At 63.1% G+C, this 23,197-nt stretch carries 21 protein-coding genes; 15 read left to right on the top strand and 6 right to left on the bottom strand.

The features are described 5' to 3' along the window. Window positions 1-27: 27 nt before the first annotated feature. Complete coding sequence (gene htpG / locus ACF8RA_RS12260) at window positions 28-1,932, top strand: molecular chaperone HtpG (protein WP_176682175.1); 1,905 nt, start codon at window positions 28-30, stop codon at window positions 1,930-1,932. Between the two features lie 78 nt (window positions 1,933-2,010). After that, window positions 2,011-2,736, top strand: coding sequence for a dienelactone hydrolase family protein (locus ACF8RA_RS12265; protein ID WP_392519199.1), 726 nt, complete (start codon window positions 2,011-2,013; stop codon window positions 2,734-2,736). A gap of 395 nt (window positions 2,737-3,131) precedes the next feature. Here the strand turns inward: ACF8RA_RS12265 and ACF8RA_RS12270 are convergent, their stop codons facing one another. Further along, entirely contained in the window at window positions 3,132-3,995 is an 864-nt protein-coding gene (locus ACF8RA_RS12270) for a pirin family protein (RefSeq protein ID WP_176682177.1), read from the bottom strand. Window positions 3,996-4,111: 116 nt separating this feature from the next. Between ACF8RA_RS12270 and ACF8RA_RS12275 the strand changes: the two genes are divergently transcribed. Further along, window positions 4,112-5,119 carry an amidohydrolase family protein gene (locus ACF8RA_RS12275; RefSeq protein ID WP_176682178.1) on the top strand — a complete coding sequence of 336 codons (1,008 nt, stop codon included), beginning with the start codon at window positions 4,112-4,114 and terminating at the stop codon, window positions 5,117-5,119. Window positions 5,120-5,249: 130 nt separating this feature from the next. Here the strand turns inward: ACF8RA_RS12275 and fabB are convergent, their stop codons facing one another. The 5 genes from fabB to ACF8RA_RS12300 all read right to left on the bottom strand — a co-directional run bounded on the left by fabB (window position 5,250) and on the right by ACF8RA_RS12300 (window position 12,137). Further along, on the bottom strand, window positions 5,250-6,470 hold the full coding sequence (gene fabB / locus ACF8RA_RS12280) for a beta-ketoacyl-ACP synthase I (RefSeq protein ID WP_176682179.1): 1,221 nt from the start codon (window positions 6,468-6,470) through the stop codon (window positions 5,250-5,252). A gap of 11 nt (window positions 6,471-6,481) precedes the next feature. Then, window positions 6,482-6,997, bottom strand: coding sequence for a 3-hydroxyacyl-[acyl-carrier-protein] dehydratase FabA (gene fabA / locus ACF8RA_RS12285; RefSeq protein ID WP_003251509.1), 516 nt, complete (start codon window positions 6,995-6,997; stop codon window positions 6,482-6,484). 207 nt (window positions 6,998-7,204) lie between these two features. Continuing rightward, on the bottom strand, window positions 7,205-9,136 hold the full coding sequence (locus ACF8RA_RS12290; RefSeq protein WP_176682180.1) for an ATP-binding protein: 1,932 nt from the start codon (window positions 9,134-9,136) through the stop codon (window positions 7,205-7,207). Next, window positions 9,133-10,023 carry an ABC transporter substrate-binding protein gene (locus tag ACF8RA_RS12295; protein ID WP_176682181.1) on the bottom strand — a complete coding sequence of 297 codons (891 nt, stop codon included), beginning with the start codon at window positions 10,021-10,023 and terminating at the stop codon, window positions 9,133-9,135. Before ACF8RA_RS12295 ends, ACF8RA_RS12290 begins: the two co-directional genes overlap by 4 nt. Beyond that, window positions 10,023-12,137, bottom strand: coding sequence for a TonB-dependent receptor domain-containing protein (locus tag ACF8RA_RS12300; protein WP_176682182.1), 2,115 nt, complete (start codon window positions 12,135-12,137; stop codon window positions 10,023-10,025). Before ACF8RA_RS12300 ends, ACF8RA_RS12295 begins: the two co-directional genes overlap by 1 nt. A gap of 276 nt (window positions 12,138-12,413) precedes the next feature. Here ACF8RA_RS12300 and ACF8RA_RS12305 point away from each other — a divergent pair, with 276 nt between their 5' ends. From ACF8RA_RS12305 to kdpC, 12 genes are all read left to right on the top strand, one after another. Then, window positions 12,414-13,439, top strand: a complete 1,026-nt coding sequence (locus ACF8RA_RS12305; RefSeq protein WP_176682183.1) for an NAD(P)H-dependent glycerol-3-phosphate dehydrogenase — start codon at window positions 12,414-12,416, stop codon at window positions 13,437-13,439. A gap of 36 nt (window positions 13,440-13,475) precedes the next feature. Continuing rightward, entirely contained in the window at window positions 13,476-13,823 is a 348-nt protein-coding gene (locus ACF8RA_RS12310; RefSeq protein WP_176682184.1) for a DUF4389 domain-containing protein, read from the top strand. Continuing rightward, on the top strand, window positions 13,820-14,278 hold the full coding sequence (sixA, locus tag ACF8RA_RS12315) for a phosphohistidine phosphatase SixA (RefSeq protein WP_176682185.1): 459 nt from the start codon (window positions 13,820-13,822) through the stop codon (window positions 14,276-14,278). Before ACF8RA_RS12310 ends, sixA begins: the two co-directional genes overlap by 4 nt. Window positions 14,279-14,440: 162 nt before the next feature. Then, window positions 14,441-14,815 carry a hypothetical protein gene (locus ACF8RA_RS12320; protein ID WP_176682186.1) on the top strand — a complete coding sequence of 125 codons (375 nt, stop codon included), beginning with the start codon at window positions 14,441-14,443 and terminating at the stop codon, window positions 14,813-14,815. A gap of 92 nt (window positions 14,816-14,907) precedes the next feature. Beyond that, window positions 14,908-15,696 carry an alpha/beta fold hydrolase gene (locus ACF8RA_RS12325; protein WP_209969870.1) on the top strand — a complete coding sequence of 263 codons (789 nt, stop codon included), beginning with the start codon at window positions 14,908-14,910 and terminating at the stop codon, window positions 15,694-15,696. After that, window positions 15,693-16,547 (top strand): alpha/beta hydrolase, encoded by an 855-nt coding sequence (locus ACF8RA_RS12330; RefSeq protein WP_392519201.1) that lies wholly within the window; start codon window positions 15,693-15,695, stop codon window positions 16,545-16,547. The genes ACF8RA_RS12325 and ACF8RA_RS12330 overlap by 4 nt, the downstream gene beginning before the upstream one ends. Window positions 16,548-16,656: 109 nt before the next feature. Next, window positions 16,657-17,451 carry a DUF4892 domain-containing protein gene (locus ACF8RA_RS12335; protein ID WP_176682188.1) on the top strand — a complete coding sequence of 265 codons (795 nt, stop codon included), beginning with the start codon at window positions 16,657-16,659 and terminating at the stop codon, window positions 17,449-17,451. A gap of 12 nt (window positions 17,452-17,463) precedes the next feature. Further along, window positions 17,464-18,516, top strand: coding sequence for an AI-2E family transporter (locus ACF8RA_RS12340; protein ID WP_176682189.1), 1,053 nt, complete (start codon window positions 17,464-17,466; stop codon window positions 18,514-18,516). Between the two features lie 238 nt (window positions 18,517-18,754). Then, complete coding sequence (gene kdpF / locus ACF8RA_RS12345; protein ID WP_003251485.1) at window positions 18,755-18,844, top strand: K(+)-transporting ATPase subunit F; 90 nt, start codon at window positions 18,755-18,757, stop codon at window positions 18,842-18,844. A gap of 9 nt (window positions 18,845-18,853) precedes the next feature. Further along, window positions 18,854-20,548, top strand: a complete 1,695-nt coding sequence (gene kdpA, locus ACF8RA_RS12350) for a potassium-transporting ATPase subunit KdpA (RefSeq protein ID WP_392519202.1) — start codon at window positions 18,854-18,856, stop codon at window positions 20,546-20,548. Window positions 20,549-20,557: 9 nt separating this feature from the next. Beyond that, on the top strand, window positions 20,558-22,612 hold the full coding sequence (gene kdpB / locus ACF8RA_RS12355) for a potassium-transporting ATPase subunit KdpB (protein WP_392519203.1): 2,055 nt from the start codon (window positions 20,558-20,560) through the stop codon (window positions 22,610-22,612). 10 nt (window positions 22,613-22,622) lie between these two features. Next, window positions 22,623-23,180, top strand: coding sequence for a potassium-transporting ATPase subunit KdpC (kdpC, locus tag ACF8RA_RS12360; protein ID WP_176682192.1), 558 nt, complete (start codon window positions 22,623-22,625; stop codon window positions 23,178-23,180). Window positions 23,181-23,197: the final 17 nt, after the last annotated feature.

Consider the following 23,197-nt stretch of genomic DNA (forward strand, 5'->3'; position numbering starts at 1 on the left):
CGCCATCAGATCGGAGTTTCGAAGACCATGACTGTGGAAACACAAAAGGAAACGCTGGGCTTCCAGACCGAGGTGAAGCAACTGCTGCACCTCATGATTCACTCGCTGTACTCGAACAAGGAAATCTTCCTGCGGGAGCTGATTTCCAATGCTTCCGACGCCGCCGACAAGCTGCGTTTCGAAGCGTTGGCCAAGCCAGAGCTGTTCGAGGGCGATACTGACCTGAAGATTCGCCTGAGCTTCGACAAGGACGCTGGTACCGTGACCCTCGAGGACAACGGCATCGGCATGAGCCGCGAAGACGTCATTACCCACCTGGGCACCATCGCCAAGTCCGGCACTGCCGACTTCATGAAGAACCTCACCGGTGACCAGAAGAAGGACTCGCACCTGATCGGTCAGTTCGGCGTGGGCTTCTACTCCGCGTTCATCGTTGCCGACAAGGTCGATGTGTACAGCCGCCGTGCTGGTCAGCCAGCGGCGGAAGGTGTGCACTGGTCGTCGAAAGGCGAGGGCGAATTCGAAGTCGCCACCATCGACAAACCACAGCGTGGTACCCGTATCGTCCTGCACCTGAAGAAGGACGAACAGGAGTTCGCCGATGGCTGGCGCCTGCGCAACGTGGTCAAGAAGTACTCCGATCACATTGCCCTGCCGATTCAACTGCCAAAAGAGCAGGCCGCCGCCGAAGGTGAAGAACAGCCGGCCGAAGAGTGGGAAACCGTCAACCGCGCCAGCGCCCTGTGGACCCGTTCGCGCACCGAGGTGAAGGACGAGGAATACCAGGAGTTCTACAAGCACATTGGCCATGACTTCGAAAACCCGCTGGCCTGGAGCCACAACAAGGTCGAAGGCAAGCTCGAATACAACTCGCTGCTGTACGTGCCGGCCCGTGCGCCGTTCGACCTGTACCAGCGCGAAGCGCCGCGCGGCCTGAAGCTGTACGTGCAGCGTGTGTTCATCATGGACCAGGCCGAGTCGTTCCTGCCGTTGTACCTGCGCTTCATCAAGGGTGTGGTCGATTCCAACGACCTGTCGCTGAACGTGTCGCGTGAAATCCTGCAGAAAGACCCGATCATCGATTCGATGAAAACCGCGCTGACCAAGCGCGTGCTGGACATGCTGGAGAAGCTGGCGAAGAACGAACCCGAGCAGTACAAGGGCTTCTGGAAAAACTTCGGTCAGGTGCTGAAAGAGGGCCCGGCCGAAGACTTCGCCAACAAGGAGAAAATCGCCGGCCTGCTGCGCTTTGCGTCCACCCAGGACGACAGCGGCGAGCAGAGCGTCGCCCTGGCCGACTACCTGGCCCGTGCCAAGGAAGGTCAGGACAAGATCTATTACCTCACCGGCGAGTCGTACGCGCAGGTCAAGAACAGCCCGCACCTGGAAGTCTTCCGCAAGAAAGGCATCGAAGTGCTGCTGCTGACTGACCGCATCGACGAGTGGCTGATGAGCTACCTCAACGAATTCGACGGCAAGGCCTTTGTCGATATCGCCCGTGGCGACCTGGACCTGGGCAAGCTGGATTCGGAAGAAGACAAGAAAGCCCAGGAAGAAGTCGCCAAGGACAAGGAAGGTTTGGTCGAGCGACTGAAAGGTGCGCTGGGTGACACCGTGGCCGAAGTGCGCGTATCGCACCGCCTGACCGACTCGCCGGCGATCCTGGCCATCGGCGAGCAGGACCTGGGCCTGCAGATGCGCCAGATTCTGGAAGCCAGCGGGCAGAAAGTGCCGGAGTCCAAGCCGATCTTCGAGTTCAACCCGAGTCACCCGCTGATCGAGAAGTTGGACCACGAGCAGAGCGAAGACCGTTTCGCCGAGCTGTCGCACATCCTGTTCGATCAGGCGGCCCTGGCGGCCGGTGACAGCTTGAAGGACCCGGCGGCGTACGTTCGTCGCCTGAACAAGCTACTGGTCGAGCTGTCTGCTTGAGTTGATGCATAGGAAAGCCCGCTTCGGCGGGCTTTTTTCATGGGTGTCTTTTTGTGAAAAGTGCCAAAGGAGTGCTAGATGAGCAAAGTTATCGTCGAGTCGCTGGTTTATCACCTGTCCGGCAAGGCCTATGAAAGCCGTTTGGTCTATGAGCCGGGGGCGCTGGGCCGTCCGGGCCTGGTGATGGCGCCGAACTGGATGGGCATTGGCGAAGGTGCCGAGCGTATCGCCAAGGAAGTCGCCGAGAAGGGCTATGTGGTGTTGATTGCCGACCTCTACGGGCAATCGGTGCGCCCGTCCAATGCCGATGAGGCAGGCGTGGCGATGATGCCGCTGAAGAATGACCGTGACGAACTGCGCAAACGCATGCAGGAAGCCTTGGCGCAATTGTTGGGCCAGTCGAAGGCGCTGCTGGAGCCTGGCAAGGTGGCTACCTTCGGCTTCTGCTTCGGTGGTTGCTGCGCCCTGGAGCTGGCCCGTAGCGGCGCCGACCTGCGCGCGGCAGTGTCGTTCCACGGTACTCTGGACACGCCGAACCCTGAAGATGCCAAGCGCATCAAGGGTTCGGTGCTGGTGTTGCATGGTGCCTCCGACCCATTGGTGCCTAAAGAGCAGCTGCCGGCATTCGAGGACGAGATGAACGCGGCCAAGGTGGACTGGCAGTTGCTCAGTTATGGCGGTGCGGTGCACTCGTTTACCGACCCGAATGCCAACGTGCCGGGCAAGATGCAGTATGACCGGCGCACTTCCGAGCGAGCGTTCCGTTCGATGCATAATCTGCTGAGTGAAGTGTTCCAGCGCTGAGATTGCAGGGGGCTGCTTTGCAGCCCTTCGCGGGTGAACCCGCTCCTACGCGACGGCCTGCGCCCAATCACCAATGTGCGTTCACCCCTGATCAGGTGTAGGAGCGGGTTTACCCGCGAATACGGTGGCGGCGGCAACGGTGAACAGCGGGTGGAGATTGGCCAGCAGGGCCGGCCCTTTCGCGGGTGAACCCGCTCCTACAGGACGGCCTGCGCCCAATCACCAATGTGCGTTCACCCCTGATCAGGTGTAGGAGCGGGTTTACCCGCGAATACGGTGGCGGCGGCAACGGTGAACAGCGGGTGGAAATTGGCCGGCAGGTCCGGCCTCTTCGCGGGTAAACCCGCTCCTACACGACGGGCTGCGCCCAGCCGTCGACCTGTGTCCACCCCCGATCACCGAGGTAACTCGATCCTGGAATGTTCCCCCGGCACCACCGGCCAATCCCCCGCAGCCCACCTGGCCCGGGCCCGCTCGATCAGCTCCGGGTCGCTGGCCACGAAATTCCAGTTCATCCGACGCGGCCCATCCAGCGGTGCACCGCCAATCAGTACCAATTGGCATTCACCCTCCGCATACAACGTCACCTCTTCCCCCTCCGGCAGTACTACCAGGCTGCACGGTTCCACGTCTTCATCGTTCATCGTCAACTCACCATCGAGCAGGTACAGCGCCCGCTGCACATGCTCATTCGGTACCAGCAAGGTGGTCGCCGGCTGCATCTGAACGTGCGCATAAAGGGTAGGGGACAGCACCGGCACTGGGGACTTCAAGCAGAACCCGCTGCCAGCAATCATGCAGATACGTACACCCAAGCTGTCACTGACGGGCAAGCTCGCGGCGGGGTGATGGCTGTAGCTTGCCGGGCCTTGCTCAAACTCGCGCGGCGATGCCAGCCATACCTGCAGCCCATGCAGGCGCGAGCCATGGGCCAGGGCATCCTCGGGGGTGCGCTCGACATGCGCGACGCCGCTGCCCGCAGTCATCCAGCTGACATCACCTGGCAGCACTCGCTGCGCCGAGCCAAGGCTGTCCTTGTGCAGGATTGCGCCTTCGAACAGGTAGGTCAGGGTCGACAAGCCGATATGCGGATGTTGGCGGATGTCCATGCCATGCCCCGGGGCATAGTCCGTTTCGAGCATGTGGTCGAAAAACACGAACGGGCCGACGCTGCGGCACTGGGCTGACGGCAGCGGGCGGAGGATCGGCTGGCCCTCGACCGATTCGGCACGGGGGTGAATGACCAGGGGGCTGCTCATGGGACGGCTCCAGGCGAGGTGACAGTGCTTCAAGCATAACGGTTTGCCTGCTGTGGCTGAACCGTCGCGTTGGCCGGCCGGTCTACTGTTTTCATACTCGGATAAGGAACCTGCCCATGATTGCCAGAGCGCTGGCCTGCGTGATGTTGTCTGCCTGTCTAAGCCAGGCGGCCCAGGCACGCGACTACCGCTACAGCGATGCCCATTTGCATTACGTGGACTTTTTCCAGGAAAGCGAAGGCATGCCGGCCCTGCTTGAGGCCATGGATGCTGCGGGTATCGAGCAGTCGATGATTTCCGGAATACCAGTGGCCAAGAAATGGCACGAAGACGAACCCAAGCGCCCGCGCTACTACGCCGGTGATGACGCTGATGCCTACTGGTACAGCGCTACCGATACTTACGTGGCGGCGGCGCTGCAGCAATTGCCAAGTGAGCAGCGCAAGCGCTTCCACCCATTCCTCAGCGGTTTCAACCCGGTGGACAAGAATGCGGTCAGCCATATCGAGCGCATGCTCGATTTGTACCCGGGCCTTTGGCAGGGCATCGGCGAGGTGTTTACTCGTCACGATGATCTGACAGCGCTGACCAGTGGGGACACGCCGCGCGCCAACAACGAGGCCATGACGCGCATCTATCATCTGGCGGCCGAGCGCGATCTACCGGTGCTCCTGCATTCCAACATCACTTCCAAGCGCGAGCGCAACCCGCTGTACCTGGCGGAGATCGAAGAGCCGCTGCGCAATCACCCGCATACGCGATTCATCTGGGCGCATGCCGGCAGCAGCATGGAGATACACCGCCACCAGACGCAGATGGACTTTCTACTGCCAGTACTGACGCGATTGCTGGAGGACTACCCGAACCTGTATGTCGATCTGTCGTGGAGTGTGCTGCAGCCGTATTTGCTGGATAAGCACGGCGTGCCGCGCAAGGAATGGCTGGCGCTGGTCGAGAAGTACCCGGAGCGCTTCATGCTGGGGTCGGATGTGGTGGGGCGGTTTGGCAGCCTGGGGGAACAGATGCACGGGTTCAAGCCGTTTCTGGATGCCTTGCCGGAGGCGGTGGCGCACAAGGTGGCCCGGGAGAACTTTCTGGCGGTGTTGCCCAAGGCGCGCGATTAGCCTGCAATGACCAAAAACACTGCAAATGACCTGTGTAGGAGCGGGTTTACCCGCGAAGAGGCCAGCACAGGCAACCCAAACAAAAACGCCCCGAACCAGTCGGGGCGTTTTCATTTACAGCAGCAGCGTCTTACTTGCCTTCCCAGCGCTTGAGTACCAGGGTGGCGTTGGTGCCGCCGAAGCCGAAGCTGTTGCTCATGACCGTATCGATCTTGGCGTTTTCTTCGGTTTTACGCAGGACTGGCAAGTCGGCGACTTCCGGGTCCAGCTCGTCGATGTTGGCAGAGCCGGCGATGAAGTTGTTTTCCATCATCAGCAGGCAGTAGATCGCCTCGTGCACGCCGGCGGCGCCCAGCGAGTGACCCGACAGGCTCTTGGTAGAGCTGATCTTCGGTGCCTTGTCGCCGAACACGGCACGCACGCCCTTGATCTCGGCCACGTCACCGACCGGGGTCGAGGTGCCGTGGGTGTTCAGGTAGTCGATCGGGGTGTCGACGGTGGACAGCGCCTGCTGCATGCAGCGGATGGCGCCTTCGCCGCTCGGTGCAACCATGTCGTAGCCGTCGGAAGTGGCACCGTAGCCAACGATCTCGGCGTAGATCTTGGCGCCACGTGCCAGGGCGTGTTCCAGTTCCTCGACCACGACCATGCCGCCACCGCCAGCGATGACGAAGCCATCACGGTCAGCGTCGTAGGCGCGCGAGGCCAGTTCCGGGGTTTCGTTGCGCTTGGTCGACAGGGCGCCCATGGCATCGAACAGGAACGACTGGCTCCAGTGCTCTTCTTCACCACCGCCGGCGAAGACGATGTCCTGCTTGCCCCACTGGATCTGCTCCAGTGCGGTGCCGATGCAGTGAGCCGAGGTGGCGCAGGCCGACGAGATCGAGTAGTTGATGCCCTTGATCTTGAACGGGGTGGCCAGGCATGCCGACACGGTGCTGCCCATGGTGCGGGTTACACGGTATGGGCCGACGCGCTTGACGCCCTTCTCACGCAGGGTGTCCAGCGCTTCCATCTGGTTCAGGGTCGAGGCGCCGCCGGAGCCAGCCACCAGGCCGGTACGCGGGTTGGAAACCTGCTCTTCGGTCAGGCCGGAGTCCTTGATCGCGTCCTGCATGGCCAGGTAGGCGTAGGCAGCCGCGTGGCCGACGAAGCGGTAAACCTTGCGGTCGATCAGTTCTTCGAGGTTGAGGTCGATGGACCCGGAAACCTGGCTACGCAGCCCCATTTCCTTGTATTCCGGGTTGAAACGGATACCCGGACGGCTGTTGCGCAGGTTTTCGGTGACGGTAGCTTTGTCATTGCCCAGGCACGATACGATGCCCAGACCAGTGATAACGACGCGGCGCATGCGAATAACCCTTAGAAATTGTCAGTGGAGGTGAACACGCCGACCCGCAGGCCTTCGGCAGTGTAGATCTCGCGGCCGTCGACGCTGACCGAGCCATCGGCGATGGCCATGTTCAGCTTGCCCTTCAGGACGCGCTTGATGTGAATGTTGTACGTGACTTTCTTGGCTTCAGGCAGTACCTGGCCAAAGAATTTCACCTCGCCCGAACCCAGGGCGCGGCCACGGCCCGGCAGGCCCTGCCAGCCGAGGAAGAAGCCAACCAGCTGCCACATGGCATCGAGGCCCAGGCAGCCCGGCATTACCGGATCGCCTTCGAAATGGCAGGCGAAGAACCACAGGTCCGGGTTGATATCCAGCTCGGCGACCAACTCACCTTTGCCGTACTTGCCGCCTTCTTCGCTGATATGGGTGATGCGATCGACCATCAGCATGTTCGGCGCGGGCAGTTGCGCATTACCTGGGCCGAACAGCTCACCGCGACTGCAGCGCAGCAGGTCTTCCCGAGTAAAGGCGTGTTGTTTGGTCATGCGAGCTCCTCAATAACCCCCTGCGGCAGGGGATGAATCTTCCCGGCCGGCCCGAAAACCAAGCGCTTCGAGACGGCAGCCTACAGGTAGACTATTGCGTTGTGGTGAAAGTCACAGCGCACCTGGTGAAAGAAGTACAGGTGTGCACTGAAACGTCTATTTTCAGGTCCGATGAAGGTCCTGTCCAGTGTTTAAGACTGCCGCACTTTAGCATTTATCGCCAGTCGCGGTTGTCTGACCGGGTAACCAGCGCTGCAGCACCTGCTGCAATTCGGTGCGGCGCAAGGGTTTGCTCAGGTAGTCGTCCATGCCGGCGGCCATGCAACGCTCACGGTCGCCCTGCAAGGCATTGGCGGTCAGGGCGATGATCGGTAGCCCTGCGCCGTTGGGCAACTGGCGGATGCGTCGGGTGGCTTCATAGCCGTCCAGGTGCGGCAGGCGGCAATCCATCAGCACGGCAGCAAAGCGCTGCCGGCCGACCAGCTCGACGGCTTCGAGGCCATCTTCTGCCGTGCATACTGCCAGCCCCAGGCTGCGCAGCATCGCTTCTACGACATTCCGGTTGACCGGATTGTCCTCCACCAGCAGTACCTGATCATTGTCCGTCACCGTCGTTCGTGCAGTCGTAGGCGGCGTCAGCGGGACGGGGACAGGGTTGGCGAGGGCCAGCGGCATCTCCAGGGTGAAGGTCGAGCCCAGGCCCTCGCGGCTTTCACCGCGTAGCTTGCCGCCCATGCGTTCGGCCAGGGTTCGAGCGATCGACAGCCCCAGCCCGGTGCCACCATAACGACGGGAAATCGAGCTGTCGGCCTGCTGGAAGGCGACAAACATCATTTCCAGGCGGTCGCTGTCGATGCCGATGCCAGTGTCGCGCACGCTGCAGGTCAGCCAGATCAGCTGCCGGTCGAGCACCTGCCAGCGTGCGTCGACTTGCACTTGGCCACGCTCGGTGAATTTCAGGGCATTGCCTACCAGGTTCAGCAGGATCTGACGGATGCGTGTGGGGTCGCCGTTCACCTGCAGTTGCTCGATGCCGGCCGGCAGCTGCAACTGCAGGTCCAGGCCGCGTTGCTGGGCGCTGTGCTGGAACGACTGGACACTGCTGGTGATCAGCTCGCCGAGGTTGAAGTCGATGTGTTCCAGTTGCAACGCGGCGCGTTCGATGCGCGAAAAATCGAGGATGTCGTTGATGACCTTGAGCAAATGCCCGGTGGACTCGCTGGCCACTGCCGTGTAATCGGCCTGTTCACTGCTCAGCGGTGTGGTTTCCAGAAGTTGCAGCATGCCCAGCACGCCATTCATCGGGGTGCGCAACTCATGGCTCATCATCGCCAGGAAATCCGATTTGGCGCGGTTGGCCTGTTCGGCCTCCTCGCGGGCCTGGATGAGTTCGGCAATGGCCTGCTTCTGTTCATCACTGGCCTGTTCCAGGGCGCTGGCCAGGTTGTTGATGTGGCGGGCCAGGTGGCCCAGCTCGCTGTCGTCGACTACCGGCAGGGGGGTGTTGTACTCGCCTTGCTGAATAGCCTTGACCGCATGCCCCATGTCACTGATCGGCTTGGCCAGGCTCAGGGCCAGGCGGCGAGCCAGCAAAAAGGTGAACAGCAGGGCGAACAGCGCCAGGATCCCGGCCTTGATCACGATTTCCTGCTGGCGCTGGCTGAAGGCGTCATCGGACATGCCGACGATCACCCGGCCCAGGTAGTCGTCACCGATGGCCGGGGTGGTGGTTTTGCCCTGTTGCAGGAAGTCGTTGTCCAGGCGGATTTGTTGCAGGCGAATCGGCGCCTGGAACACTTCGACCTGTTGCGCGCGGTTGGCGCTTTCGTCGGACTGCTCGACGTACACCAGGATGTGGTTGCGGCTGTCCTGCACTTCCAGAAAGCGCACGTGCGGGATGCTGAGGGTGGCGCGCATCAGCCCTTCGAGCACTTCGTTGTTGCCCGAAATCACCCCGTACTCCGACGCCGGTGCCAACTGGTTGGCGATCAGTTGCCCGGTGTGGTTGAGTTCCTGGCGCAGGTCCTGGATGCGCACGAAGGTAAAGAAGCTGATCAAGATCAAGGTCAGTAGCAGGGCGGGGCCGAGGCTGATGATCTGCGTGCGGGTATGAATGTCCCAGCTCAAGCGTTTGCTCATGGGGTGGGTTCTCCCTCGGCCAGGGCCTTGACGGCGGCGTTCTGATCGATCGGTTCAAGACCCAGGGCACGGGCCACCTGCTGGTTGCCACTGACCCCGTAGCGCACTGGGTACAGGCTGCGCGGCCAGCGCGTCGGCGGCTGGTCGAGCAACTGGTCGAGCACCCACAGCCAGTCGTCCTGGTCGCTGTAGGTGCTGGCCAGGGCGCCAGCGCGAACGAAGCCGGCGTTCGGGCCGATCAGCGCCATCTGCCGGCCATAACTGCTCAACAGCAGGTTCTTTGCAGTCTTGGAGTTGTACAAGTCAGGGTCGTCCAGGCCCAGTAGCACATCGCTGTTGCCCAGCAGGTGCTGCAGGGGCCGGTTGTCACGCGGGTCGGACCAGTCCTGAGCAACGATTTCCAGGCCTAGCGGCCGTGCGGCATTGCGCAGTTCGTCCAGCAAGAAGCGGCTGTGCTCGCCGTACAGCACGCCAATGCGCCTGGCCTGCGGCAACAAGTAGCGTGCCAGGCGCAGTTGCCGTCCCAACGGTGCGTCGCTCCACAAGAGTGTGAGGAACGCGGGGCGCGACTTTCCCAGGCGCTGTTCAGCCTGTACCCGGCTGACCCGCATGACCAGTGCCGGCGGGCCGGCGGTTTCCCCCAGTCGCCATTCCAGTGCTGCGCTGTCGAGCAGGATCAGGCGTTGGTCGGCTTTGAGCTTGCCTGGGCGTGGCAGGTTGGCGGTGGTGCGAAACTGCACATGATCGTGCGGTCGGCGGCTTTCCAGTGCGGCGATGAAGCTGCGTATACCGGGCTGGTCCTCGGCCCCCACCAGCATGATTTCGCTGGCGGACAAAGGCCCCAACGGCCACAGGCACAGCAGCAACAGGCGCAGCAGCAGGGCCATCAGAACTCCAGCTCCGCGCTCACGCTCAGGCGGTGACGGCTGTCGTAGCGGTTCTGCAGGGCCGAGGTGGGTTCATCGTCCAGGCGCTGCTGCCACAGCGCTGCCAGCTCCAGGTTGCTGCCATACACCCGAAAACGCTTGGCCAGGCGCAGGTCCAGACGCTCGTAGCGATACTGGTTGAGGGCATCGTCGCCGTAATAGAACAGTGCGCTCGACCAGCCGGCCCCCCATTCGCGCATCCACCCTGCCGAGCCGCTGTTGCGGGCGCTGAGGCGGCGGTCGTCGGGGTTGCTGGCCCAGGCATCGACGTAGGCATAGGTCAGGCGCAGGCGGTCGCGCAGGGTAGGGCGCCAGTCCATTTGCGCCTCGCTGCCGCTGAAACGGGCCTTGTTGGCGTTGCTGGCGATGTACTGATTGTTCCTCAGAGGCTCGCTGATCATGCCGGTGATCTCGTCGTAGAACAGCTTCACATCCAGGCTCAGGTCGATGTCGCTGAAGTAGCCGTTGTAGCCTAGCTCGCGCGAGCGCATGCGCTCCTGTTCAAGGTCACCAGGGCCACGGGTCTTGACGAAGTACTCACCGTTTTGCAGCCCGAATGCATTGGGGGTCAGGTTCTTGACTGTGTAACTCCAGTTGACGTTGTTCTCGAACATGTCGGGCGAGCGCACCGCTTCGGAGTACACCGCACGCAGGCCGTGGCGTGGCGTGATCAGGTAGTTGACCGCGACGCGCGGTGTCAGCGAACTGCCAGACAGGCGCGAGTCTTCGAACATGGCCCCACCTTGCAATATCCAGTGCTCGTCGGCCCGCCATTCCAGCTGGCCGAACAGGCGCCAGGTCTGGTCGTCGAGGCTGCCGTTGAAGTAGGTCTGCGAGTCGGCGCGGTCATAGCGGTAGTTCATGCCACTGAGCAGGCGCAGGCTGTCGGTCAGGCTCAGGGTGTCCTGGATTTCCAGGTCATAGCGGGTTTCACGGGTGCTCTGGTCGACATCGCCGCAGACCTGCTCCCTTCCACCCATCTCCCATTGTTGCTGCACTTTCTGCAGAAGCCCTTTCAGGGCCGGGTCGTCAGTGGAAAGGGGGGCGCCAGTCGCAATACCGCGCGCCACTTTCTCGGCGAAATCGGGGTTCATCTGCCAGAGCTGGGTCAGTTCGGGGCTGAACGACTGCAAGGCATCACAGGCACGCCACACTTGCTGGCGATCAAAATGCTGGGCTGAGCCCTGGATATAAAGGCTGTGCTCAGCGCTGAAGTCTTTGGTCCAGCGCAACGAGCCCGCATAGTCCTTGGCGTTGACGTCGGCATTGTTCCCGGACTCGTACTTCTGGAACACCGGCTGGTAGGTGTAGGGCCGTTGATTGCTGCCTTCCTTGGCCGCCAGTTGCCACTCCAGGGTCTGGTCGACCGCCAGGTTGTGGTTGGCGCTGAGGTTGAAGCGGGTCAGGCGGCGGCTGTCGCGGTAGTCCTGGCCGAACTGGTTCTCATCGAAGCCATCGTCCTGTTGGCCCGACAGCGACAGGCGCATGTCGCCACCGTCCCAACCGAAGCCGTGGCTGGCATAGAAGTCGTTGATGCCGTCCTGGCCGCGCGTCACTTTCAGCCGTGTGCCATGGCTGTCGGCGGGCTTGCGGGTGAGGATGTTGACCACCGCCATCAGCGCGTTGGCGCCATAGCTGACGGTGTTCGGGCCGCGGAACACCTCGATGCGCTCGATATCCTCCATGGCCAAGGGGATGTCGCTCCAGTCCACCGTGGCCAGGCCTGCGCGGTACACCGAGCGACCATCGATCAGTACCTGCATGCGCCGTGCATCGTTGACGTTGCTGCCGTGGTAGTTGACCGTGGGTTGATTACCGGCACCGTAGCCGATCATCATGCCGGGTACCAGGCGCAGCAGTTCGGGGATATCACGGGCACCGCTGGCGCGAATCAGTTCGCTGTCGAGTACGGTCATGCTGCCCGGTACAGCGGCGGGGGATTGTTTCAGGCGTGTGGCGGTCAGAATCTGCGGCAGATCGGTGTTGTCGATGAACAAGTCGTCGGCCACGGCCTGACCGCCGAGCAGGGCGGTCAATAACAGCAGGCGCGGGTACGGGGGCGTGCCAGGAAACACGGGGCGGCCTTTGTTTCAGGATTGAAACAGGCATGGTAACTGACCTTGGCGTATTTTCCAGTGATCTGCAGCGGTTTTGCAGCGTGTCTGTCTTGACGCTTTCATGGGGCGGACATCGAGCGCCGCGCGGGCGGTGCATCGCGAGCAAGCTTGCTTCTTCATTTGTTGCAACGTGTGGCCATGACCGTGTCATCTGCGTTGCTAGCCTTGGCGCATGGCAGGCGAGCCGTATAATAGCGGGGTCGCCACTTAACTTTTGGCTTTAATGGATTGGATATGACTGAACAGCAACCTGTTGCGGTGCTGGGCGGCGGCAGCTTCGGCACCGCCGTGGCGAACCTGCTGGCGGAAAACGGTGTGCCGGTACGCCAATGGATGCGCGACCCGGCGCAGGCCGAGGCCATGCGCGTGAATCGCGAGAATCCGCGCTACCTCAAGGGTATCCGCTTGCACGATGGGGTTGAGCCGGTCAACGACCTGCTGGCCACCCTGCAGGCCAGCGAGCTGATCTTCGTTGCCTTGCCATCGAGTGCCTTGCGCAGTGTGCTGGCACCCCATGCCGAGCTGCTGCGCGGCAAAGGCCTGGTCAGCCTGACCAAGGGCATCGAAGCGCAAAGCTTCAAGCTGATGAGCCAGATCCTCGAGGAAATCGCCCCCGAGGCGCGCATCGGCGTTTTGTCGGGGCCGAACCTGGCGCGCGAAATCGCCGAACATGCACTGACTGCCACAGTGGTGGCCAGTGAGCACGAAGAACTGTGCCAGCAGGTACAGGCCGTGCTGCACGGGCGCACCTTCCGCGTCTACGCCAGTGCCGACCGTTTCGGCGTCGAACTGGGTGGGGCACTGAAGAACGTCTACGCGATCATCGCCGGCATGGCTGTGGCCTTGGGAATGGGCGAGAACACCAAGAGCATGCTGATTACTCGGGCCTTGGCCGAGATGACCCGCTTCGCCGTCAGCCAGGGCGCCAACCCCATGACCTTCCTCGGCCTGGCCGGTGTCGGTGACCTGATCGTCACCTGCTCCTCGCCCAAGAGCCGCAACTATCAGGTTGGCTACGCACTGGGTCAGGGCCAAAGCCTGGAAGAGGCGGTCAACCGCCTGGGCGAAGTGGCCGAGGGTGTCAACACGCTCAAGGTGCTCAAGACCAAGGCCCAGCAAGTGCAGGTGTACATGCCGCTGGTCGCTGGCCTGCATGCCATCCTGTTCGAAGGCCGCACGCTGAACCAGGTGATCGAGCACCTGATGCGCGCCGAGCCCAAGACCGATGTCGATTTCATTTCCATCAGCGGTTTCAACTGAGCCCTTGGCGGCTCTGACACGAGCAAGGAGCAACACATGAACGATACGCCCGAACGCGCCCAGCGCGAGTCGATCATCCTGCGGGTGCTGTGGATGCTGGTGTTCCTGGTGGTCTGGCAACTGGCCGAGGTGCTGCTGGGTGGCCTGGTGCTTGTACAGTTGATCTACCGACTGGTGTATGGGGCGCCGAGCGCCAGTCTCATGAACTTCGGTGACAGCCTGAGCCAGTACCTGGCACAGATCGGCCGTTTCGGCAGTTTCCACAGCGACCAGAAGCCATGGCCGTTCGCTGACTGGCCGGCCCCGCGTGCGCCGGAAGGTGAAGCCGCGCACGCCGTCGCGCCGGCCGCGCATCCAGTGCGTGACGAGGAACCCAAGCTGTGAAGCTGTGGGTGCTGCGCCACGGTGAAGCCGAGCCGCGGGCCAATAAAGACGCCGAGCGCCGGCTGACTGCCCATGGTCGCGAGCAGGTGTTGCACAGTGCTGCTCGCCTGATCGGGCAGCCATTGCAGGCGATTTTCGCCAGCCCTTACGTGCGCGCCCAGCAGACCGCCGCGTTGGTGCATGACACCCTGGGCTTCGCCGAACCGGTGCGCACAGTGCCCTGGCTGACGCCCGAGGGTGATGTGCAGCAGGTCATCGGCGAAATCGAGCGCCTGGGGTTTGAGCAGGTGTTGCTGGTCAGCCACCAGCCGTTGGTCGGTAACCTGGTCGGGGCGCTGGAGCACGGCCACAGGCAACAGCCGGCAGCCATGAGTACTGCCAGCCTGGCGGAACTGGAAGGTGAGTGGCCGCTGGCCGGGTTGATGACCCTTCGGGCCATCCACTCACCCGCTTGAACGTGCGATGGCTTGTGCAGGCCACTGTTTCGCTCGGACTTGAATGCTGGCGTGGGTAATGATCGATAAGGCAACTGGCATTTTTGTCAGTTGTCGCGCTTCACCAGCGCTTGCTAGCGTTGCCCCACGGCAAATATCAGGGAATGGCGAATGAGGGGTGAAATGCTGGAACTGTTGCGTTGCTTGGACCTGCAACCCACCCTGGAACAGGTTGACCAAGGTACTTCGCTGGATTTCGCCCAATACAGCCTGCTGCGCGAATCGGCCGATGCCAAGCTGTACCACCTGATGCGCAAGGTGAACGACAACCCCAGGCTGGAGCCCGCAGCGAGGCAACAATGCGAGCAGGACCTGCGTACATTGCAGGACGCCTGCCTGCGGGTCTCGCACCTGCTGCAAACCAGTTGTCTGGCCTTGCGCCGCCTGCAACTGGACTGCCAGGACCAGCGTCTGGCCCGCGAGGCGCTGGAGAGCCAAGTGGCCTACATGCAGGCTTGCCTGCGGCGGTCGTTGAGCAGTTTCGACCGTTCGGCATGACCTGATCCCCCTCGCCGATGACCTTTATGGACATTGCCGAACCGCTGCGCGATGCCGACAATGGGCCATCATTCCGCTCCGGACCAGGCGCCATGTCGCAGCAGATCTTCTTCGCTCATGCCAACGGTTTCCCATCGGCCACCTACGGCAAGCTGTTTGCAGCGCTGGCGCCGGACTATCAGGTGCAGCACCTGGCCCAGCATGCGCATGACCCGCGCTTTCCCGTGGACGAAAACTGGCAAAGCCTGGTCGATGAATTGTTGCATCACCTGGCGCAGCAGGACCAGCCAGTCTGGGGCGTTGGTCATTCGCTGGGTGGCGTGTTGCACCTGCACGCAGCATTGCGCTGCCCCGAGTACTACCGGGGGCTGGTAATGCTCGACTCTCCGGTGCTCACCCGCGCTGATCAATGGCTGCTGCGCACTGCCAAGCGCTTTGGTTTCATCGACCGCATCACACCGGCCGGGCGCACCCTGGGGCGTCGCGAAACCTTCAACGACCGCGACAGCGCCCGGGACTATTTCGCGGGCAAATCACTGTTCCGTCATTTCGATCCCGATTGCCTCGACGCTTATGTAGAACACGGCCTGCAGGCGGTGGAGCAGGGGCTACAGTTGCGCTTCGACCCTGCTACTGAAATCAGCATCTACCGCAGCATCCCGCATACCAGCCCCGCCCCTGCGCGCCAGTTGCAGGTACCGCTGGCCATGGTGCGCGGCAACCGCAGCAACGTCATTCGTCGCCACCACACCTTGGCTGTGCGCGGCATGCCCAAAGGTGAATACCACAGCGTACCGGGTGGGCACATGTTCCCGCTTGAGCGTCCGGCCGACACTGCCAGCCTGATCAAGGGCCTGTTCGACCGCTGGAGCCAGGCATGAGCGCGCACGTAGAGGAAATTCGCCTGAGCCTGGGCCATATCGAGCTGGCTGCACACCTGTTCGGCCCCGAAGACGGGCTGCCGGTGATTGCCCTGCATGGCTGGCTGGACAACGCCAACAGCTTTGCCCGCCTGGCACCGCAACTGAAAGGGCTACGCATCGTCGCCCTGGACCTGGCCGGCCATGGTTACTCGGAGCACCGCCCGCTCGGTGCCGGTTATGCCCTGGCCGACTATGCCCATGACGTGCTGCGCGTGGCCGAGCAACTGGGTTGGCAGCGTTTCGCCCTGCTGGGGCATTCGCTGGGCGCGATCATTTCGGTGCAACTGGCCGGGGCATTGCCCGATCGGGTCAGTCACCTGGCGTTGATCGACGGCGTCATCCCGCCGACCGGCGCCGAACAGGATGCCGGCGAGCGCTTAGGGATGGCACTGCAAGCCCAGTTGCGGCTGGATGGCAAACGCAAGTCGGTGTATGCGACATTGGGAGCCGGTGTGCAAGCCCGGATGAAAGGCATGGTCGCGGTCAGCCGCGAGGCGGCCGAGCTGCTGGCCCAGCGTGGCCTTATGCCGGTGCCCGGTGGCTACAGCTGGCGCAGCGACAGCCGCTTGACCCTGCCCTCACCGGTGCGCCTGAGCGAGGCCCAGGCCATGGCCTATGTGCGGCGGGTGAGTTGCCCGGCGCTGTTGGTGGTGGCTGCCGACGGCATGCTGGCGCGCCACACCGGGTTGCTGGAGCAGCTACCCTTTGAACAGGTGACGCTGCCCGGCGGCCATCACCTGCACCTGAATGATGCGCAGGGCGCGGTCCTTGTTGCAGACTGTATCAATCGCTTCTTTGGCTTTGCTTGACTTGCACCGGACAAGTGTCGAGGCTTGGCGGGTTGAACAGGGAGACAACCATGCAACTGCCAGACATCCTGGAGCTTCAATTCGGCGCTGAGCGCCGCCTGGTTCGCCAATGAGCGCGCCTGTTTCCATTCGCACTGCCCTGGCGGCCTGCCTGGTGCTCGCCAGCCCCGTGTTGTGGGCCGGTAGCCTGCCGGTACCGCAGGACGCCAAGGTGGTTGATCAACGCCCGGCCGTCGAGCAGGAGCGGGTCTACCCGATGGGCCCGTTGCGCAAGATCAGTGGCCGCCTGCGGGTCGATGACAAGGTCGAGAGCCGTGGTCAGGTCAGCTCGGTGACCTACGAATTGCCCGTTGAACGTACTGCCCGTGAGGCCTTCACCAATGCTCGCGAAGCACTTGTACGTGACGGTGGCTACCCGTTGTTCTGGTGCCAGGGGCGTGATTGCGGTGAGGCCAGCCTGTGGGCCAATGATGTATTCGGCAATGCCCGCCTCAACGGTGGCGATGAGCAGCAGGCGTTCATTTTGCTACGCCGCTCGGCAGAAGAGGCCGACACCCTGGTCGCGCTGTACAGCGTTACCCGTGGCAACCGCCGCGCCTACCTGCATGTGGAAGAGTTCATCGCAGGCAGCCCGCTGGGCGAGCTGCTGCCAACCGCGGCCACGGTGCTGCGCGAAATGCTCGACACCGGCAAGCTCGACTACCCTGACCTTGCCGCGCCGCAAGACACCTGGGTAAACCTGCTGGCCCGCAGCCTGAACCTCGACAGCAGCTTGCGCGTCAGCCTCAGTGGCGCCCAGGCTGAGGCCTGGCGCGAGGCGCTGGTCAAGGCCGGGGTGCGCAGCCGCCGCCTTGAAGTCGGCAGTGCGCCTGCAGACGGCCTGCACCTTGAACTGATCCGTTGAACGAGCACCATCATGGTTAACAATGATCGCCTGCTGGTCCAGATTCTGCTGGTGGCGTTGCTGGGTGCCGGCCTGTGGGTGATGGCACCGTTCATATCGGCATTGCTGTGGGGGGCCATCCTGGCCTTTGCCAGCTGGCCGTTGATGCGCTTCCTGACGCGCCTGCTGGGCGGGCGTGAGACGCTGGCAGCCGGCCTGCTGACCATGGCCTGGATCCTGATCGTGGCACTGCCGCTGGTGTGGCTGGGGTTCAACCTGGCCGATCACATTCGCGACGCTACGGCGTTTGTGCGTGACGTGCAGGTCGACGGCCTGCCCGATGCGCCGGCCTGGCTGGGTGGCATTCCCTTCGTTGGCGAGCGTCTGGTCAATAGTTGGCAATCGCTGGACCAGCAAGGCGCAGCCTTGCTTGCCTCGATCAAGCCTTACTTAGGGCAAGTGGGCAACTGGTTGCTGGCGCGCAGCGCGCAGATTGGCAGCGGCGTGCTGGAACTGACCCTGAGCCTGGTGTTCGTGTTCTTCTTCTACCGCGACGGGCCGCGTTTGGCGGCATTCGTGCTGCGCTTGCTGCACCGGCTGGTGGGCGAACGTGCCGAATATTACCTGGAACTGGTAGCCGCTACCGTTCAGCGGGTGGTCAACGGGGTGATCGGCACGGCGGCCGCGCAGGCCCTGCTGGCGCTGATCGGCTTCTTGATCGCGGGGGTGCCTGGGGCGATCGTGCTGGGGGTGGTGACCTTCATGCTCAGCCTGATCCCCATGGGGCCGCCACTGGCATGGATCCCGGCCACCGCTTGGTTGGTGTGGAAGGGCGAATACGGCATGGCGGTGTTCCTGGGAGTCTGGGGCACGTTCGTCATCAGCGGCGTGGACAACGTGCTCAAACCGTACCTGATCAGCCGTGGCGGCAACCTGCCGCTGGTGATCGTGCTGCTGGGCGTGTTCGGTGGCTTGCTTGCCTTTGGCTTCATTGGCCTGTTCATCGGGCCGACCTTGCTGGCGGTAGGCTACAGCCTGTTGCTGGACTGGAGCCGTAACGCGGCGCAGCAGCCGCCACAACAGTAAGCCTGTAACGGCCCTTTCGCGGGCACGCCCGCTCCCACAGGTACCACACAGGCCTTGAAGGCTGTGCAGTATCTGTGGGAGCGGGCGTGCCCGCGAAAGGGCCGTTACAGGCAGACCACAACGCTGATTTTTACGCATTCTTTATACCCACCCCCACACCCCGCTCTCGCCCCTTTACGCCCCTCCCTCGGACAATTTCCCTAAAGCGGCCCAAGCCGTAACACGGGGAGAACCACACATGAACATGCTCGACGGGCTGTCACTGCTGCTGGCAGTGGCATTGGCGTTTTATCTGCTGGTGGCGCTGCTGCGCGCCGATCGCAGCTAGGGAGCGGCCATGCACAGTTACGATTTCGCCTTGCTCCTGGCATTCTTTGCCATCGTGCTGCTACCGGCACCCTGGCTCGGGCGGTTCTACTTCAAGGTCATGGAGGGCCAGCGTACCTGGCTGACGCCTGTGCTGGGGCCGGTCGAGCAGGGCTGTTACCGGCTGGCGGGTGTGAACGCCAGCCAGGAGCAGAACTGGCGGCAATACGCTCTGGCCCTGCTGGCGTTCAACCTGGTCGGCTTCCTGCTGCTGTTCGCAGTGCTGCAGTTGCAGGGTTACCTGCCATTCAACCCTCAGCACCTGCCTGGCCAGGAATGGTCACTGGCGTTCAACACCGCCGTCAGTTTCGTTACCAACACCAACTGGCAGGCCTACAGCGGTGAGGCGTCGGTCAGCTACCTGAGCCAGATGCTTGGCCTGACCGTGCAGAACTTTGTCAGCCCTGCCACCGGCCTGGCTGTGCTGGTTGCCCTGTGCCGCGGTATCGCCCGGCGCAGTGCGACGACGCTGGGCAACTTCTGGGTCGACATGACCCGTGCCACCCTCTACGGCCTGTTGCCGCTGTGCGTCCTGCTGGCGCTGTTGCTGGTCTGGCAGGGCGTGCCGCAGACCTTTGCCGACTACGCCCACGCGCTGACCTTGCAAGGTGCCGACCAGACCATTCCGTTGGGGCCGGCCGCCAGCCAGATCGCCATCAAGCAACTGGGTACCAATGGCGGCGGCTTCTTCGGCGTCAACTCGTCGCACCCGTTCGAGAACCCTACGGCCTGGAGCAACCTGTTCGAGGTGGCGTCGATCATTCTCATTCCGGTGGCTTTGGTGTTCACCTTCGGTCACTACGTGAAGGATCTGCGCCAGAGCCGCGCCATCCTCGCCTGCATGCTTGCCCTGTTCCTGATCGGTGGCAGCACGGCGTTGTGGTCCGAGCACCAGCCGAACCCAGCGCTGGAAAGCGCCCAGGTGCAGCAGACCGCCCCCCTGGAGGGCAAGGAAAGCCGCTTCGGCACCACCGGTTCGGTGCTGTGGGCGGTCACCACTACCGCCGCCTCCAACGGTTCGGTCAACGCCATGCACGACAGCCTGAACCCGCTGACCGGTATGGTGGCGATGGTCAACATGATGGTCGGCGAGGTGATATTCGGCGGCGTCGGCGCGGGCCTCTACGGCATGCTGCTGTTCGTCCTTATCGCGGTGTTCCTGGCCGGGCTGATGATTGGCCGTACCCCGGAATACCTGGGCAAGAAGCTGCAGGCCCGTGAAGTGCAGCTTCTGGTGGCAACCCTGCTGGTGATGCCGGTTGGCGTGCTGGTACTTGGCGCCATCGCCGCCAGCCTGCCCGGCCCGGCCGGGGCGGTCACCAACCCGGGGGCGCATGGTTTCAGCCAGTTGCTGTACGCCTATACCTCGGGCTCGGCCAACAACGGCTCTGCCTTTGCCGGCTTTGGCGCCAACACCGTGTATCACAACCTGATGATCGGCCTGGCCATGCTCATCGGCCGCTTCGGCTACATCCTGCCGATACTGGCGTTGGCCGGCAGCCTGGCGGCGAAGAAAAGCGCGCCGCTGGGGCAGAACAGCTTCCCCACCCACGGCCCGCTGTTCACCGGCTTGCTGCTGGTGACCATCCTGCTGGTCGGAGGCCTGACCTTCCTGCCGTCCCTGGCCCTTGGGCCAATCGCCGAACACCTTAGCCTGGGTTTTTGAGGACCGATCATGAACATGCCCATTCCTGAAGTGAATAGCCGGCACAGTGCCAAGGACCAGACCCGCTTCGCCGCGCTGTGGCGCCCGGCGCTGGTGCAGGCGTTCGTCAAGCTCGACCCGCGTCAGCTCAAACGTTCACCGGTAATGCTGGTGGTGGCCCTGACCGCAGTACTGACCACCGTGCTGTGCTTTGCGCCCGGCGGCGGCGTGAGCACCGGTGTTGCGGTGCAGATTGCCCTGTGGCTGTGGTTCACCGTGTTGTTCGCCAACTTCGCCGAGGCGTTGGCCGAAGGCCGTGGCAAGGCCCGCGCCGACAGCCTCAAGGCCGGCAGCCAGGGCCTGACCGCCCAGCGTCGTCTGCGTGATGGCAGCTACGAGACGGTGGCTGCCAGCGCGCTGCGCAAGGACGACGTGGTACGCGTGGTGGCCGGCGAGATTTTCCCCGGCGACGGCGAGGTGCTTGAAGGCATTGCGGCCGTCAACGAGGCCGCCGTTACCGGTGAGTCCGCGCCGGTAATACGCGAATCAGGCGGCGACCGCTCGGCGGTGACCGGTAATACGCGGCTGGTCTCCGACTGGCTGCTTATCCGCATCACCAGCAATCCGGGCGAGTCGACCCTGGACCGCATGATCGCCCTGGTCGAAGGTGCCAAACGGCAGAAGACCCCGAACGAAATCGCCCTCGACATCCTGCTGATCGGCCTGACCCTGATTTTCCTGATCGTGGTGGTGACCTTGCAGCCGTTCGCCCACTTCGTGGGTGGCAGCCTGCCGCTGATCTTCCTGGCCGCGCTGCTGGTGACGCTGATCCCTACCACCATCGGCGGTCTGCTGTCGGCCATCGGCATCGCCGGCATGGACAGGCTGGTACGGCTGAATGTCATTGCCCGCTCCGGCCGCGCGGTCGAGGCGGCCGGGGACGTGCATACGTTGATGCTCGACAAGACCGGCACCATCACCTTCGGCAACCGCCGCTGCAGCGCACTGCATGCGGCACCGGGCATTACCGCCAAGGAACTGGGGGAGGGTGCCTTGCTGGCCTCGCTGGCCGACGACACCGCCGAAGGCAAGTCGATTGTCGAATACCTGCGCCAGTTGCACGACTTCGTCGACCCGCCTGCCGGGCAGTTCGAAGCGGTGGCTTTCAGTGCCGAGACACGCCTGTCGGGCATCGACTTCGAGCAGCACCGCTACCGCAAGGGCGCCGTCGATGCGGTGCTGGCATTCGTCGGTATGCCACGCATGGATATGCCGGCGGCGCTGGCCCGCGAAGTCGAACGCATCGCGCAGAGTGGCGGTACACCGTTGCTGGTGTGCGTCGACAAGCGCTTGCTTGGCGTGATCCACCTCAAGGACGTGGTCAAGCCTGGTATCCGCGAGCGCTTCGCCGAGCTGCGCAAGCTGGGCATCCGCACGGTGATGGTGACCGGCGACAATCCGCTGACTGCGGCCGCCATCGCCGCCGAAGCGGGGGTGGATGACGTACTGGCCGAGGCCACACCCGAGAAGAAGCTGGCGCGCATTCGCCAGGAGCAGAATGACGGCCGCCTGGTTGCCATGTGCGGCGACGGTGCCAACGACGCCCCGGCACTGGCCCAGGCTGACGTAGGCATGGCCATGAACGATGGCACTCAGGCTGCACGGGAGGCAGCCAACATGGTCGACCTGGACAGCGACCCTACCAAGCTGCTGGACGTAGTCCAGGTCGGCAAGGAGCTGCTGGTCACCCGTGGTGCGCTGACAACATTCTCCATTGCCAACGACGTGGCCAAATACTTTGCCATCCTGCCGGCGCTGTTCGCTGCCATCTACCCGCAACTGGGTGTACTCAACCTGATGCAACTGGCCAGCCCGCAGAGCGCGATCCTGTCGGCGATCGTGTTCAACGCGCTGATCATCATCGTGCTGATTCCGCTGGCGCTGCGTGGGGTGCGCGTGCAGGCGGTCAGTGCGGCGCACCTGTTGCGGCGCAACCTGCTGATCTACGGGCTGGGTGGCATTGTGGTGCCGTTTGCCGGGATCAAGCTGATCGACCTGCTGCTCAATGCCCTGAACCTGGTCTGAGGAGGCCACCATGACTGCTTATCTACGCCCGGCATTGAGCCTGGCTTTGTTCATGACCCTGGTGACCGGCGCCCTGTATCCGCTGGCGGTGACCGGTATTGCTCAGGTCGCTTTCCCGAACCAGGCCAACGGTAGCCTGGTACGCGATGCGCAAGGGCAGGTGCGGGGTTCGGCATTGATCGCCCAGGACTTCCAGGGCGATGGCTGGTTCCACTCGCGGCCCTCGGCAGGTGCCTACGCGACCGTGGCCAGCGGCGCCAGCAACCTGTCGCCGAGCAACCCGGCGCTGGCTGAGCGGGTAAGGAGCGATGCGGCCGCGTTGTATCAGGCACAGCAGGGGCCAGTGCCGCAGGCGCTGCTGACTACCTCGGGCAGCGGCCTGGACCCGCACTTGCCACCGGAGGCATTGGCCTATCAGATCCCGCGGGTGGCGGCGGCACGGCAACTGCCGGTCGAGCGCTTGCAAGCCTTGCTGGAACAGGCCACCCTCCACCCATTGATCGGCCCGCCGGTGGTCAACGTGCTGGCGTTGAACCAGGCCTTGGAAAAGCTCGCCATTGTCAGGTAATCGAAGCGCTGGCAGGA

Source organism: Pseudomonas sp. FYR_5 (genome assembly GCF_043106315.1).
Taxonomy (GTDB): Bacteria; Pseudomonadota; Gammaproteobacteria; order Pseudomonadales; family Pseudomonadaceae; genus Aquipseudomonas; species Aquipseudomonas putida_Y.

Excerpts from the sequence above, each read along its gene's own strand:
- htpG (WP_176682175.1), top strand. The coding sequence starts at position 28 with ATGACTGTGGAAACACAAAAGGAAACGCTGGGCTTCCAGACCGAGGTG.
- ACF8RA_RS12265 (WP_392519199.1), top strand. The coding sequence starts at position 2,011 with ATGAGCAAAGTTATCGTCGAGTCGCTGGTTTATCACCTGTCCGGCAAG.
- ACF8RA_RS12270 (WP_176682177.1), bottom strand. The coding sequence starts at position 3,995 with ATGAGCAGCCCCCTGGTCATTCACCCCCGTGCCGAATCGGTCGAGGGC.
- ACF8RA_RS12275 (WP_176682178.1), top strand. The coding sequence starts at position 4,112 with ATGATTGCCAGAGCGCTGGCCTGCGTGATGTTGTCTGCCTGTCTAAGC.
- fabB (WP_176682179.1), bottom strand. The coding sequence starts at position 6,470 with ATGCGCCGCGTCGTTATCACTGGTCTGGGCATCGTATCGTGCCTGGGC.
- fabA (WP_003251509.1), bottom strand. The coding sequence starts at position 6,997 with ATGACCAAACAACACGCCTTTACTCGGGAAGACCTGCTGCGCTGCAGT.
- ACF8RA_RS12290 (WP_176682180.1), bottom strand. The coding sequence starts at position 9,136 with ATGAGCAAACGCTTGAGCTGGGACATTCATACCCGCACGCAGATCATC.
- ACF8RA_RS12295 (WP_176682181.1), bottom strand. The coding sequence starts at position 10,023 with ATGGCCCTGCTGCTGCGCCTGTTGCTGCTGTGCCTGTGGCCGTTGGGG.
- ACF8RA_RS12305 (WP_176682183.1), top strand. The coding sequence starts at position 12,414 with ATGACTGAACAGCAACCTGTTGCGGTGCTGGGCGGCGGCAGCTTCGGC.
- ACF8RA_RS12310 (WP_176682184.1), top strand. The coding sequence starts at position 13,476 with ATGAACGATACGCCCGAACGCGCCCAGCGCGAGTCGATCATCCTGCGG.
- ACF8RA_RS12320 (WP_176682186.1), top strand. The coding sequence starts at position 14,441 with ATGCTGGAACTGTTGCGTTGCTTGGACCTGCAACCCACCCTGGAACAG.
- ACF8RA_RS12325 (WP_209969870.1), top strand. The coding sequence starts at position 14,908 with ATGTCGCAGCAGATCTTCTTCGCTCATGCCAACGGTTTCCCATCGGCC.
- ACF8RA_RS12330 (WP_392519201.1), top strand. The coding sequence starts at position 15,693 with ATGAGCGCGCACGTAGAGGAAATTCGCCTGAGCCTGGGCCATATCGAG.
- ACF8RA_RS12335 (WP_176682188.1), top strand. The coding sequence starts at position 16,657 with ATGAGCGCGCCTGTTTCCATTCGCACTGCCCTGGCGGCCTGCCTGGTG.
- ACF8RA_RS12340 (WP_176682189.1), top strand. The coding sequence starts at position 17,464 with ATGGTTAACAATGATCGCCTGCTGGTCCAGATTCTGCTGGTGGCGTTG.
- kdpF (WP_003251485.1), top strand. The coding sequence starts at position 18,755 with ATGAACATGCTCGACGGGCTGTCACTGCTGCTGGCAGTGGCATTGGCG.
- kdpA (WP_392519202.1), top strand. The coding sequence starts at position 18,854 with ATGCACAGTTACGATTTCGCCTTGCTCCTGGCATTCTTTGCCATCGTG.
- kdpB (WP_392519203.1), top strand. The coding sequence starts at position 20,558 with ATGAACATGCCCATTCCTGAAGTGAATAGCCGGCACAGTGCCAAGGAC.
- kdpC (WP_176682192.1), top strand. The coding sequence starts at position 22,623 with ATGACTGCTTATCTACGCCCGGCATTGAGCCTGGCTTTGTTCATGACC.